The following is a 13,478-nucleotide window of genomic DNA, read 5'->3' as shown; positions in this document are numbered from 1 at the left end:
GGGACGGATTTGCCCTTCACGCACAAAGCCGCGCATCCGCACCTCCCGATGCGGTGCCAAGTTCGGCCATGATCGCCGCGCGGAGCTTCTCATCCGCCGCTTCGGGTGCGAAGTGATCGCGGCCGAACTCACGACCGCGCCGGGCAACAAGGCGGCGAAGTGCGGCATCGTCGGCCAGCGACAGGACCGCATCGGCGAAGTCTTTCGGCTCATCGGCGATGAGCAAGTGCTCGCCATTTTCGACCGCCAGGCCCTCGCAACCCACCGCCGTGGTGACCACGGCCTTGCCGAATGCCATCGCCTCGATGATCTTGATGCGGGTGCCCGCCCCCGACAGGATCGGCGCGATCACGGCATGGGAAGCAGCATAGAGCGGCGTGAGCGACTCGGCCGGGCTGATGACGGTGACGCCATCCATCTCCCCGAAAGCCATGATCTCGGGCGGGGCGTCATAGCCGGTGATGACCAGCTCGATCTTGCTGCCCAAAGCCTCATGCAGGCTGGGCCAGACTTCCTTCACGAACCAGTCGATCCCGGCGACATTGGGCCCATAGCTGAGCGTGCCGACAAACAGCACCCGGAAGGGCAGCGGCGCGGGCTCGCTTTCCGCTCGGTCGAACGGCACTGTGTTGGGTACTGCGATCGCTTTCGCACCATAGCGATCCCTGATTTCGCCAATATCGTGATCCGAACAGACGAGGACGCGGTCCCAGCTGTCGCACAGGCGCTGCTCGGTCTGGCGCGTGAACTTGATCCAGCGGCGCAGCATGACTTGCCAGAACAGGCTCGAGCGGAGTGCCGGGAGGTTGCGCGTCATCCCGATCGATTCGATGTCGTCGAAATCGACGATCCGCACCGCCTTGCTGTCGGAATTCGCGGGCATGAAGGAATCGAGCCAGGTGGCACTGGCGATGCGGAAGGCGAAGATGAGGTCGAAATCATCGTCGATCAGCGCCCTGCACTCTTCATGATAACGTCCGGGCGCAGCCTGGTCGATTTCCGGCCGGCGATGCAGCGCCGCCCAGGCGCGCGATATCCGCCCGCTCGCATTCTCATGCCGCTTGTTCCAGATCGCCGCATTGGTGAGATCGGGCCGGCGCACCAGCCTGTCGACCTTGAGCCGCGACATGGCATCGCCTCTCCCTTCAGCCGTGGCGGCGATGGAATCGGGGAGCACGAGGGTAACCTCGCCCAAAGTCTCCAGCGTGGCGAGATGTTGCGCAGCCCGGCGTTCCGATCCCCTGCCGTTCACATCCGGCACGGCGTGGCTGACAAACAGGATCTTCATCGCGTTTCCCCACAAACTCGCATTCGCATTACGGGTGACATCCGGCCCGCGTCCTAACTGCCCGAGACCGTGCCCTGCGGTTCCGAATATCCTTGAGTCTTCTTCTTGCGCCCATTGGCGGCGGGCATTTCACCCGGCGCGGCAAAGTCGAAATTGCGCAGCGCTTCCCGCTCGATCGCGCCAAGGCGCCCGGCGATATGGGTGGACAATTGCTCCGACTTTTTCAGCACAGCCAGTATCCTGGAGACCACCCGGTCCGGCTCGTCCCGCAGCGCGTCCAGCGTGAGGATCATCTCCGCCGGATCGAGATCGAGGTGGCGGTAAAAACCCTCGAACTTGTTGGCATAGGCGAAGGACATGGCCGGCGTATGCGCCCCGGATGCAATGATCGCCGCATGCATGCGCCCGGTCACCGCCAGGTCGGCGCGCGAGAGCAAGGCCTTGAGCTGGCCCGGCGTCTCCGCCTCGAAGCGGAAGGCGTGGCTATCCCGTCCTTCTCCCAGCAAGGCGAGGATTTCGCCGGCGATGAACTGGTCCGAGCGGGCCATGCGTGAATCGTGCGGGATCAGCAGCACCGATGCACCCACTTCGATCAGCTTGGCGGCCATGCGCGCATAGTCTTCGACCAGCGTCGGATGCCCCTTTTCGTGGAGGTTGTTGGCATTCACCGCGACGATCTTGCGGCCCTCGCCTTTCTGCCGCTCGACCCATGTGAGCACGCCATGACCCGCAAGGCGCTCTTCCGCGGCGGGAAGGAGGAAGGCCGTGTCGGCGGAAAGGCCGATATCGCGGCCGAGCGCCCGCTTCATGCGCTCGTGCGAATATTCATCGCGGGCGAAGATGCGCACGCCCGCCGGGAGGCTCCGCAGCAGCGAGACGATCTGGGGCGACGGATGATCGCTGAAACTGCTGCCGACCACCGTGGCGCGCACGCCCATGCGGGCGGCGCGGGCCAGCAGCTCCAGCCGGTGCGTCATCTTGTCCTCGTCATAGATCCCGTCGAGGATATCGGCACCGACGCAAAGCAGGTCCGAATAGCCACCCAGTTGCAGCAGGATCGCCGCAAGGTTCATCCGCGATCCGTAATCGATGAAGTCCGCCGCCGGGATCAGGCGATCCTCGCGCGCATCGAGCGGCCAATGGCAGCCCTTTTCGACCTGCAGCAGGTCGACCCGCGAATATCCGTTCTTGCGCAAGGTTGCGATGATCGAGGTAAGCATGGCGGCATCGCCGACGCTGCCCGGCCCGGCGGGAGGGATGACCAGCGCCCGCTTGCCCGATGACAGGCGCGACCGGATCGCCCCCGCCGCGGCGCAAAGGTCGACAATTGCCTTTTTCGCAGTACCCGTCATGGGATCCTCTTTCCGGCGTCAGGCCCCGTGTCAGGCATAGTTGCGCAGCCTCAGTGCCGGGACCATGCCGAGGAAGAACCCCGCGCCCCTTGCGATGTAGGAAAGCCCGTCCACCAGCGCCGCACGGCGCGGGAGCAGGCCAAGCGGCAGGAGGGCGATACCGGCGAGGACGTAGCAAAGCCCCTTCCACGCGCATCTGGCCATCGCCGCGAGTGGCGATCGCGTCGACCGTTCTAGCTGGAACCCGGTTGTGCCAAGCCTCCATGACCGTTTGATGGCCCATTTCATCGACAATCGCTCCGGTACCACGGGCTCGCGAACGATCGACTTCGGCGCCCAGCGGATCACGCCGCCGCGATTGGCGAAGCGCAGGAAGAAATCCTTGTCGCTGCCGCCGGTGCGGAAATTCTCGTCGAAGCGCAGTTCCTGCTCGCGGATGAAGGGCAACGACATGATGACATTGTTCGATGCCGCCCACCGGCAGGGCCGGTCGGGATCCTGTTCGATCGCCTTGTAGATGATCGCGCCGCGCAGGCGCTCGGGGGAATCGGGAGGGAAGACGGGCTCCTGCGGTCCGGCCACGGCGTGGGTGCCGGACACGCGCAGGACCTTCGCCGCCTCTATCAGCCAGTCCTCATCGGGCTCGGCATCGTCATCTATGAAGGCAAGGTAGTCGGCGCCCGCTGCGATGCCTTCTTCGAGGGCGCGGTTGCGGGCGATCGGGATACCCTTGCGCGGCTCGACCACGACGGTGAGCGGCATCGGCCCTTCGTCACGAAGGCGGGCGACTTCGGGCGTGACCTCATCCGTCCCGTTCTGGACGAGCATCAGTTCCAGGCGCGTGCCCTCTGCTCGCTTCAGGCGGGATATCGCTTCCACGCAATCGCGCAGCGAGCCGTCGCGGGCTCCGGTGGTGAGGACGGCGAGCAGGATATGCACAGGCCCGCCCTCCTCCGAAACGGCAGCACCGCCGGAACGCTTCTCGCCCCCGGTCACGGCTGAGTTCAGAGAGGAAGGTACAACTTGCACGCGTCTATCCCAGGGTTGTTACTGCCATTCGCGACCCGGATTTCAGCGCAATGCCCCGTGGCGACTTCTCTTTTAGATTTCAGCCCGTTCAGGGCCGATGAGTCGCCTTTCGAAGAAATCCTGTCACGATTTATGCTGCATTGCAACATTGGTTAAGGGTAGTTTTACGTTGCCGGTGGCCAGTATCGGGACAAGCGTGCAGCGCTCTTCGCATGCCGTCCGGCTCCCTGCGTATGGACTACCGCTCACCGCCTGAGGTCGCCGTCATCGGAATAACGAACCGTTCGCTTGTGCTTGGCCGCCTATCCTGCGTGCCGAGTGCGGTCGCCTCCTCCTCGCTCGCGATCGGGGCGCCGGACATTTGCGCCCCGGCAAGGTTGAGGATGGGCCGCTCTTCGGGAATGATCCGGGCGGAAAGCAGGACCCTGCCCGAAGCGTCACCCACCCCATCGGCGAAAGCGAGGCCGGCGGGGATCTGGCCTTCCGGACGGTATGCCTGGGCGAAGGAGATGCGCGTCCCTTCCCGCCCGTTCCAGCGATAGAAAATGTGCCGCCCGATCGTCGCCGTCTCGGCAAGGCTGCTCGCCCAGTAGGGTACGACGTAATCGGCATGATAATGCGTGGACAGGCCGACGCCCTCATAGACGGTGCCGGACAGCGCTTGCCGCGCAATGTCCTGCGCAGCGTCCCAGGCCTGCGGGATCGGCTGCCGGTTCAGCGAACCATCGCAGGTGAAGGTGAACTGGCAGCCGGTACTGCGCTCCGAACCCTGGAAAACCACGTCGCAAACCGAGTTGGGATAGGCCGGGTGATGCACGCGATTGATCACCACCTGCGCCACCGCGCGCTGCCCATCCGCCGGCTCGAAACCTGCTTCGTAATAGATCGCGGCGGTAAGGCAGTGCGCCGCAGCGTCGAAACTCTCGCTACTATCCGGCAATTGCAGGCGCATCCCCGGCGCGAAGTCCGTTTCCGCCACGGGCACCAGCGCATTGGCGATAATCGCTTCTTCGGCGGTGAGCGGCTTGAATGCCCCCGGCCCCGGCTCTGAAATGAGCGCGAGCGCATTGCCCGACGTCTCGCCATTGGCGGCCGGTGCAACAGTCTCGGGCATGGGCGAGCCTTGAGCGATGAAGCGGTCGGCCAGGAAGTAAACGGAGACGATCAGCGCAAGGCAGATCGCGCCGATCCAGATCATGCGGCCATCGGGCCCCTCAGGCTTGGTCAAGCGACCGGTCTCCGGAGCCAGACCATCGTTAGGGGGCGCCTCAAGCTCCGTAGGCGGCTCTTGGGGATCACTCTGCGCCACAGGGGAATGCTTCCTTGAGCGCTACCAGCACGACAGAGGCGGCCTGCCCCTCGCGCGCGGATGGCTCGCTTTCGATCTTGGCGAGAAAGATGTCGCGGATTTCGCTCTGCGCGGTGCCCGCAGGCATGCAGAACTCGCGCTGGTTGATCCAGATCTCATAGGCCCTGGCCGTATCGCGCACGGCGGCCATGAAGGCGAAACAGTAGCTGAGGCTCTCTGCCGAATTCTCGCCACAGCGGTCGGCAAGACCCCCAGCCGTCAAATAGCCGATCGACCCCGGCGAATCCTGCGCGACCGCCGGAGCAGCCGCTCCCGCGAGAAGGACAAGGGCCGCAGGCAGCCTCAAAGGGCGATCCCCTCGATCAAAAGAACCGCTCCGGAATCATGATCGTATCGCCCGGCTGGACGGCAACCGACGTCCCGTCGAGCCGCAGCTCACGCTCGGCATCCTCGGCCGAACGGGTGATACGCACGCGGTCGCGCTTGGCGCGATAGGTATAGCCGCCCGCGGTCGCGATAGCCTGCTGCAGCGTGAGACCGGCAACATATGGATATTCGCCGGGCCGGTTGACCTCGCCAAGGATGTAGAATGGCCGGAAGTCGATCACCTCGATCGCCAGCCGGGGGTCTTCGATATAGCCCGAAGCCAGCGCATCGCGCATGGCCACCTGCAACTGATCGACCGTGCGGTCCTGCGCCTGGACGCTTCCGATCAGCGGGAAGACGACATTGCCGTCCGCCGACACGGAATATTCGCCCGTCAGCCGCTCTTCCCCGAAGACGCGGATGCGCAGCTTGTCGCCAGCGCCAAGAAGCAAGGGAGCCGGTTCGGAAGATATCTCCGATGCTTCCATGACGGGCACCGAATAGGATGTGCAGCCGGCCAGTGCGGCAAGCGCCATTACCGGTATGAGTTTTCGCACCCCCAGCATCGCTCCACGGTGCGGCGTATCGTGTTCAACAGCATGGTTCATCAGGATCCCCTGTATTTGATCGCTGGTCTGGAAGAGTTCGTTTCGGGAGGCTGGAGCGCGTAGCGCAGCCCCATCGCCATGGCCGCAAAGAGCAGGACCGTGCCGTAATCGAAGAGCTTGAGCCCGCGCGATTCCGCGTACATCCGCGTTACCTGGTAGACCATGAAGCTGGCCCAGAACATCAGCGGCAGCGTGGGACGCGAAACGGATACGGCTACCAGTTTCACCAGGGCGAACAGGAACACCGCCGCGAACAGGATGAGCCCGACATAGCCAAGATGCACCAGCAGCTCGAGCGGCGTGTTGTGGAAGTTGAAGCCGGACCTGTTGCCGATACCCATGCTGCGCCAGATGCCTTCCGCATCGAGGTTCCCATGCAGCCAGAAGGCCGAGAAACCCAGCCCGAATACCGGGCGTTCGGCGACCAGCCGCTGCCCATGCTCCCAGATCGGAGTTCGGCCGGTCAGCGTCGGGCTCTTGCCGAAAGCCTCCATGATCCAGGTCATCAGCGGCTCGAACCACAAGTCGCGCTGGACGAACAGGATGAAGATCGTGGCGAGGCCGACAAGGCCGAGAAGGACGCGATATTGCCCCGGGATGGCCCTCGACGCCCCGAGAACGGCGAATACGCCGATGCCCAGTCCCGCACTGATGACCGCGCCTGAGGATTGCGATGCGCCGACCTGGAAAAGCTGCAGCAACAGGACCACTGCGGCGGCGGCAGACGTCAGTACCCACCTACGGCCGATCATCCGGAATAGGAACGCCAGCGAAGCAAGTGCGCCAATTGCAGCGATATCACCCATCGAATTCTTCGAGGCGACCAGGCCTGCGAAAGCCGTGCCGGTTCCGCCCCAGCTCACCGTCTGGCCGAAAATCATGCTGGCGACACTGAAGATTGCGAAGGCGCCGAATATTCCGTTGAGCGCCTTCTCGCTATCGAGGCAACTGCCCAGCAATATGCCGAGGATAGCGGTCAGCAGATACTGCACGCCATAATAGGCGGAGGTCGACGGCTCGATCGACCAGACCACCGAGAGCAGCGCGAAGGCCGGCAATAAGAGGACTATCCAGTTGGACAGCAGCGCCTGCGCGCCCTGCGCAGGCCGGACCACGAAGAAGGCCCCCAGCAGCAAGACGACCAATACCGGAACCAATGCGCCAAGACTGATCGCAAACAGCACGAAAGTAAGAGCGAGGAAGGCGAAAGCCTCATCATAGAGAGGCAGGTCGGCGTTCCTGAGACTGGGTCTCGGGATCAGCTCCGCTCGGTAATGTCCAACCGCCAACGCCGTTCTCCAAGTCTCGTCTAGACCATGTCCACCGCGCCGCCGCGGTGATCGATTGTCGCTGCCCCGGGACAAGACATGTCAGGTCTCCATCAGGTAGCGGGTTCTCAATGCCTGCCCCGCCCGCCGCTGCCTCCGCACCCGCCGCAGCCATGACGCTGCGCGATCGAGTGCGTTGGAATGGAGGATGGACAGCACCTCGCCGGGACGGCCCAGATATGAACGGAAGGCGCGCGCTATGCCGACACGCCGCCGCTCGTCGAGGAAGGCCCGGTAAAGATAACGCCGCGCAATGTGATCGCGATGGCGGCGCACCGACGCATAGGCCGGTGATCCGCGATCCATCCCGGCGAGCAGATCATTGTCGGAATCGCGCAAGGCTGCGAGATCTTCGGTCCGGTGCTGGCCGCTGAGCGAATCCGGCCGCTCGACAGCGACATAACCGCAGCCGGAGGTAATCCGGAACCGCGCACCCGATATCAGGGCGCGCAGATAGAGGGCAAAGTCCTCGCCCAGCCGCAGGCTGGAATCATAGAGGAGGCCATGCTGCTGCAGGAAGCTGCGCCGGAAGACAGGCTTGAGAAAGCCGAGTTCGGCCCGTTGCCGTCCGAAACGCGAGATGTTCGCCTCGACAAAGTCTGCAAGGGTAAGGGCACGCTCCGCCCCTGCTGACGCGCTGGTCAGCGGAAGGCCCGCCTCGCCGCCTTGCAGGACGAACATGATATTGTCGGCGGCAATGTCCCACGCCTCGGAGAGGTCGAGCAGCCGGCTGAAGCGGCCGGGAAGAAGGAAATCATCGGAATCGAGCACCGCCACGAAGGGGCTGGAAGCTTCGGCGAATCCGCGATTGCGCGCTGCTGCCGGCCCTCCGTTCCTGTCCTGCGTGAGAATGCGCAAACGGCCCGACTGGTCATCCGCAAGCCGAGCTGCCTCAACCGTCTTGTCGGAAGAGCAATCGTCGATGACGATAACTTCCGCGACCTCTGGCTCCGCGAGAGCCGAACGCACCGCCCGCCCGATCGTACCTGCCGCATTATAGGCAGCTATGATGACGGCAATACCGCGGTTCGGATCGGCACCAATGCTCACTTCGACTCCTCGCTCGCTACTGCAACATAGAACTCGGAGGTGGACGCAGGCCGAAGCCCAAGTCCCCAGGGTAGATCAACCCTTTCAGCAATTTGAGCGTGACAATCGCATTGTTGCACCGCACAATCAAGCTACTTGATCGTCATCCGTTTCGTTTTGGGGCAGTCAATCGCAGGGGGCAGCATCTGCAAATGAAGGAAAAAGCGCCGGTTCTGGTCGTCATTCCCTGCCTCAATGAGGAGGCACACCTTCCAGGCCTTCTGAAATCGCTTGCCGACGATCCGTGTAGCGGCCTGATCGTGGTGGCCGATGGCGGCAGCACCGATGGCAGCAAGCAGATCGTCCGCGATGCTGCACAGGGCGACACGCGAATTGTCCTGCTCGACAATCCGAAGCGGATCCAGAGTGCGGGCATCAACCTGGCGGTTGAGCGATATGGCGGAGACTATCGTCAATTCGTGCGTGTGGATGCGCACTGCCGCTATCCCGCCGGTTACGTCACCTCGCTTGTCGAAGCCGCCAGCCGCACCGGTGCGGGCTCGGTCGTCGTGTCGATGGTGACGGAAGCGGACCGTGGCTGTTTCCAGAAAGGTGTAGCGGCGGCGCAGAACAGCGTGCTGGGAACGGGCGGGTCGGCGCATCGGCATGTCGGCACGGGCCGATGGGTTGAACATGGCCATCACGCCCTCATGACCGTCAGCGAATTCCAGGCCGTGGGTGGCTATTGCGAGGGATTCCGCGCCAATGAAGATGCGGAGCTGGACATCAGGCTCACTCGCCGCGGCACCCGCATCTGGCTCGAAGCGCCGCTGGCAATCACCTACTTCCCCAGGCGTTCGGCAAGGCGGCTATGGACGCAATATCTTCGCTATGGCGAAGGCCGGGCGATGACGATCAAGCGCCATCGGCCTCCTGTCCGCCTTCGCCAGGTGCTGCCGCTTACGATCGTACCGGCGGTCGTTGCCGCGATACTGGCTCCGTTTCATCTGCCCGGTTCGGCTGCCTTCGCGGTGCCGCTCGCCTGCTGGGTGGTAGCAGCGTTGCTGGTCGGAGCGGCTATCGCGGCGCGACAACGTTCGTGGTGCGCACTCTGGTCCGGCGTAGCGGCGTTAATCATGCACGCCGCATGGTCGGCCGGCTTCTGGATGGAGCTGCTGCGGTCCCTGCGCAGGGTGGGCAACGCCAGGCAATCCACGGCCTGAGAAAACGCATGCGGCAAGTGCTCACTTGACGACGCAGTTGCAGCATAAAAGCGAGGAATTCGGAGCGAGACTTCGCTGCCCCGGTAATCTGATGGAAGCGGCTGCCAGCCAGCGCCAGATAGAACGGCCATCTCGCTGCAAACGCCCTATTCTGGCACAAGATGCTGTATCGACGGGCAAATTGCCCGCCCCCTCTTCACGCCGCCTGCCAGCATGTTTTACGTGCCAGACCAGCGGCATATGGGAATTTCATCGGTGTCACAGCCGTCCGGAAAAATTTGTGCAGCGCAATAATTTCGGTTGACGATTCACCGCGTTCACATACCTTAATACTTCATAAACAGGGGTGATTCGTAACTCTCTACGCAATCAGCAGACAACTGCGAGGGTCCTGACAGTCGACAGAATCCAGCTCGTTGAGGGAGCTACGATTATGAATGTGCAGAACCACAGCTTTCAGTCTGTTTCCGGGAAAAGCATCGCAAGGCGCATCGTCTCGGACGCCTCCACCGGCGTCGGCCGGTTCGACATGGAAGTCATCTGGCCTCTTGCCAAGCACACTCCGGATCTCTCCAGGGCGCGGCGCGCCGCCGAAAGGCTGGATGCCCGCGGAACGGCCGACGATCATGCGAAGCGGCTGTTCGATTTCACCCTTGCCCTGACATTGGCGATTGTTTTCGCGCCGCTGATGCTTCTGCTGGTCCTGATGGTGAAGCTGACCAGTCCCGGGCCCGTGATTTTCTGCCAGCAGCGTGTCGGCAGGAATGGCGAATTGTTTCCCTGCCTGAAGCTGCGCACCATGGTGGTGGACGCACAAGCGCGGCTCGATCACTTGCTGGCAACCGACCCGAAGGCCCGCGCCGAATGGCAGGAGGATCAGAAGCTGCGTAACGATCCGCGCATCACGCCGATCGGGCACTTCCTTCGCCGGACCAGCCTGGACGAATTGCCGCAGCTCTGGAACATCCTGATGGGGCATATGTCCTTCGTCGGACCGCGCCCGATCGTGCAGGATGAGGTGAGCCGCTATGGCGTCCATATCGGCCGCTATTGCGCGGTGCGCCCCGGGCTGACCGGGCTATGGCAGATCAGCGGCCGCAACGATGTGAGCTATTCGGAGCGCGTACGCCTCGATGTGAAATATGTGCGGCGGCACACCTTCGTCGGTGACATGTTCATCTGCGCACGGACAGTCCCCGCCATTCTCGGTTCGCGCGGCTGCTACTGAAGCAGCCCGCGGCCCGACGGAGCGGCTGTTTGTGGGTGTGGAAGGAAGCGAGGCTTTCAGCCCTGTCCTTCAGGTCATGATCAGATAGATGCCATACCAGAGCGCGAGGCTCACCAAAGCGCCGATGGCCCACCAGCGAATGCGGATACCCGAAGCCTGCTGGCCACCTGAAACGTGAGACGGAATTGCTGCGGCATCGGGCACGTCGAGTTCCTCGTTCTGCGAAGACGCCGAAGATAGCTTCAATCCGGTTTCGGAATCCCTAGGCGAACCTACGTTTTTTCCGCGACCTTCAATGTGTCGCTTGGCATTGTTGCTCATTGCACGCTCTTCCGATCCGTGACGCTCGAAACCCGCGAACCTGCCATTCGCCTCGTAGGAGCCAATCAACCTTCTTCAGCCAGCCATGGTCCATCGGGTTGCTTCCCGAATTGCGCCGATGTCGCGAGTTTGTTCCGGCTTCACCTGCGACCTTCGGTTTGATCGCGCGGCGGAACTTTCAAAACCCGACGGCACAGGCGCACCGGACTTCCAGCTGGTGGACGCGCGACCAATCGGACGCATGCATCTCCCAAGCGGCGTCTGTTGCACAAACATCGCCGGGAGGCAACGCGACCGCGCCGCGATCCTTAACGGCTTGCCCCTTTTCGAATACTCGTCGGCGCATTTCACGCTCCTGCTTTGTGCAGGCCGCGCCATCCGTATCAACCGCCAAGAAGGGCCAAAAACCGCTTTGAAACGCGCCCTGGAACACATACTATGTTGCAATGCAGCATCCGGAGGCTCTTGAGCACCCTGCAAGCAAGGCGGCTTTAACGAATGCCACCTCGTCGAAGGGAGACAGAATCGCCTGGCTCGATATCGCCAGGGGATCTTCCATCCTGCTTGTCGTGCTGTTCCACGCGTCGATCGCGGCACAGTTGGTCACGGATATCGATTCCACATACTGGCTGGTCAACGATGTCTTCGCTTACATCCGCATGCCCTTGTTCTTTGCGATATCCGGCATGCTGAGCGCCCGGGTGCTCAGCCGGGACTGGCCGATACTGCTTGAGAAGCGCGTAATCCTGCTTGGGTACCTTTACGTCCTGTGGGCGACGATCGGCTTCTTGCGCTCCCTTGCATTGGGAGCGGACAAGGCTTTTTCCAGCTGGGTCGCGCTTGTTGCATGGCCCAACGCGGTCCTCTGGTTCATCTGGGCACTCGCGATCTATTTTGTGGTTGCCAAGCTTTGCCAGGGCAGGTTCCAGAACGCGGCACTCGTCCTGTCGTTCGGTCTTTCGATCCTGGTGACTATCGACGCCCTGCCCGTGCGCTCCGTCGAACATGCCAAAGCGCTCAACTACGCCTTCTACTTCCTCTTCGGGGCTTATAGCGGGCCGTTGATCCTGGGCGTTGCCAAGCATTGGGGCGCCACGCTGATCGTGGCATCTGCAGCATATGTCGCCTTGTTCCTGGCGCTGCGGTGGGGATACGCCCCCCAACGGGTCACCGCCGTCATGTCGCTCATCGGTCTGGCCGCCGGACTGGCTGGATCTATATCGCTGAGCTACATCCCGATGGTGAAATCCGTGTTGGCGTTCTTCGGACGTAACACGCTCACAATCTATGTTGCGCACACACAGTTGTTGGGCCTGTTCGTCCCCCTCGGTGCCGACGCCGACTCCTTGCCCGGATTTGCCATCTGGGGCGCAATCGCCATGGGCGCGGCGGCGATCGGATTGTCCCTGCTCCTCCGGCCGCTCCTGGAAACGATCGGTGCGCGCTGGTTCTACGCCCTGCCCGGGCGGTTCGTGGACTGGTGGCGGACAAGAACGCAACCGCGAATGCTGGCCTATTCCGCGTCGGACGCGCGCGACAATCCGTCAACGGGGCGGTCGCGGTGATGATGCGGATGCCATACACGATGCGCAGCCGGCTGGGCCTCGGTCCGCGCGCGGGGACTGGCGAGCGTGTCTATGCCATCGGCGACGTCCACGGGAGCATCGAGCTGCTCAACCGCCTCATGGCGAAGATCAGGGAGGACCACGCCAAGAGGAAGCGGATGCCCATGCGGCTCATCGTACTGGGCGATTTCCTCGATCGCGGCGACAATTCCGCCGAGGTCCTGCAGAAGCTGCGCCTATTGGACCAGGCATCGGACAGGGTTTGCGTCTTGCTTGGCAATCATGAGAGCGCCTTGCTGGATTGCACCGAAGGGAATGCCGAGGCGCAGGAAGAATGGCTGCGATATGGCGGCGACACGACGCTACGCAGTTTCGACATCGCGCCGCCGAAAAGCGGGGAGTCCGCAGAAGCATTCGCGCTTCGGGTTACCAAGGGCATCGGCGAGGAAAACCTCGACTGGCTGCGAGACCGCCCGCTATCCGCCCGGTCGGGCGACTACTTCTTCTGCCATGCCGGCGTGCGTCCCTATATCCCGCTCCACCGGCAGAGTGCGGACGACCTGCTCACCATCCGCGATGAGTTCCTGGAAAGCGAAGTCGATCACGGGGCGGTGATCGTTCACGGCCACTCGATCGTGAATGACGGGGCCGAAATCCGGCACAACCGGATCAATGTCGACTCGGGCGCCTACCAGACCGGCAAGTTGACCGCTGTTGGCCTTGAAGGGACCGCGCAATGGCTGGTCGAGGCCTCCATCTGATCGCTTCTGGGACATTTTGCAGCGCAGCAATCGCCTTCCCTACCCTAAATTGTTGAGAAGGAAGGCCATCG

Annotated in this window: 13 protein-coding genes; 4 read left to right on the top strand and 9 right to left on the bottom strand. The window is 62.8% G+C overall.

All coding sequences use genetic code 11. The features are described from left to right. Window positions 1-16 precede the first annotated feature (16 nt). The 8 genes from E5222_RS01925 to E5222_RS01890 form a co-directional block, all read right to left on the bottom strand. Window positions 17-1,288, bottom strand: coding sequence for a glycosyltransferase family 4 protein (locus E5222_RS01925; protein WP_136691979.1), 1,272 nt, complete (start codon window positions 1,286-1,288; stop codon window positions 17-19). A gap of 53 nt (window positions 1,289-1,341) precedes the next feature. Further along, a complete protein-coding gene (locus tag E5222_RS01920) occupies window positions 1,342-2,640 on the bottom strand; it encodes a polysaccharide pyruvyl transferase family protein (RefSeq protein ID WP_136691977.1) in 1,299 nt (432 codons plus the stop codon). 30 nt (window positions 2,641-2,670) lie between these two features. Then, window positions 2,671-3,669, bottom strand: coding sequence for a glycosyltransferase family 2 protein (locus tag E5222_RS01915; protein ID WP_136691975.1), 999 nt, complete (start codon window positions 3,667-3,669; stop codon window positions 2,671-2,673). Between the two features lie 238 nt (window positions 3,670-3,907). Then, window positions 3,908-4,897 (bottom strand): cell wall hydrolase, encoded by a 990-nt coding sequence (locus E5222_RS16865; protein ID WP_342773159.1) that lies wholly within the window; start codon window positions 4,895-4,897, stop codon window positions 3,908-3,910. Between the two features lie 67 nt (window positions 4,898-4,964). Continuing rightward, window positions 4,965-5,324 (bottom strand): Rap1a/Tai family immunity protein, encoded by a 360-nt coding sequence (locus tag E5222_RS01905; protein WP_136691973.1) that lies wholly within the window; start codon window positions 5,322-5,324, stop codon window positions 4,965-4,967. A 16-nt stretch (window positions 5,325-5,340) separates the two neighbouring features. Continuing rightward, window positions 5,341-5,952 (bottom strand): polysaccharide biosynthesis/export family protein, encoded by a 612-nt coding sequence (locus E5222_RS01900; RefSeq protein WP_211196073.1) that lies wholly within the window; start codon window positions 5,950-5,952, stop codon window positions 5,341-5,343. Next, on the bottom strand, window positions 5,952-7,241 hold the full coding sequence (locus E5222_RS01895; protein ID WP_136691971.1) for an O-antigen ligase family protein: 1,290 nt from the start codon (window positions 7,239-7,241) through the stop codon (window positions 5,952-5,954). The genes E5222_RS01900 and E5222_RS01895 overlap by 1 nt, the downstream gene beginning before the upstream one ends. 81 nt (window positions 7,242-7,322) lie before the next feature. Next, window positions 7,323-8,330, bottom strand: a complete 1,008-nt coding sequence (locus E5222_RS01890; RefSeq protein ID WP_169053450.1) for a glycosyltransferase family 2 protein — start codon at window positions 8,328-8,330, stop codon at window positions 7,323-7,325. Between the two features lie 98 nt (window positions 8,331-8,428). Between E5222_RS01890 and E5222_RS01885 the strand changes: the two genes are divergently transcribed. Both E5222_RS01885 and E5222_RS01880 read left to right on the top strand, forming a co-directional pair. After that, window positions 8,429-9,532 (top strand): glycosyltransferase family 2 protein, encoded by a 1,104-nt coding sequence (locus E5222_RS01885; RefSeq protein WP_246021510.1) that lies wholly within the window; start codon window positions 8,429-8,431, stop codon window positions 9,530-9,532. Window positions 9,533-9,965: 433 nt separating this feature from the next. Beyond that, window positions 9,966-10,760 (top strand): sugar transferase, encoded by a 795-nt coding sequence (locus tag E5222_RS01880; protein WP_246021509.1) that lies wholly within the window; start codon window positions 9,966-9,968, stop codon window positions 10,758-10,760. Between the two features lie 69 nt (window positions 10,761-10,829). Here the strand turns inward: E5222_RS01880 and E5222_RS01875 are convergent, their stop codons facing one another. After that, window positions 10,830-11,081 (bottom strand): hypothetical protein, encoded by a 252-nt coding sequence (locus tag E5222_RS01875; RefSeq protein WP_136691967.1) that lies wholly within the window; start codon window positions 11,079-11,081, stop codon window positions 10,830-10,832. A gap of 446 nt (window positions 11,082-11,527) precedes the next feature. Here E5222_RS01875 and E5222_RS01870 point away from each other — a divergent pair, with 446 nt between their 5' ends. Together E5222_RS01870 and E5222_RS01865 are read left to right on the top strand one after the other, a co-directional pair. Then, window positions 11,528-12,646 carry an acyltransferase family protein gene (locus tag E5222_RS01870; RefSeq protein ID WP_136691965.1) on the top strand — a complete coding sequence of 373 codons (1,119 nt, stop codon included), beginning with the start codon at window positions 11,528-11,530 and terminating at the stop codon, window positions 12,644-12,646. Next, on the top strand, window positions 12,646-13,407 hold the full coding sequence (locus E5222_RS01865; protein ID WP_136691963.1) for a metallophosphoesterase family protein: 762 nt from the start codon (window positions 12,646-12,648) through the stop codon (window positions 13,405-13,407). The genes E5222_RS01870 and E5222_RS01865 overlap by 1 nt, the downstream gene beginning before the upstream one ends. The last annotated feature ends 71 nt before the right edge of the window (window positions 13,408-13,478 follow it).

It is taken from the genome of Alteraurantiacibacter aquimixticola, from assembly GCF_004965515.1.
Classification (GTDB): domain Bacteria; phylum Pseudomonadota; class Alphaproteobacteria; order Sphingomonadales; family Sphingomonadaceae; genus Alteraurantiacibacter; species Alteraurantiacibacter aquimixticola.
Note: the sequence above shows the minus strand (reverse complement) of the source record. Positions and strands in the feature narration are given on the sequence as shown.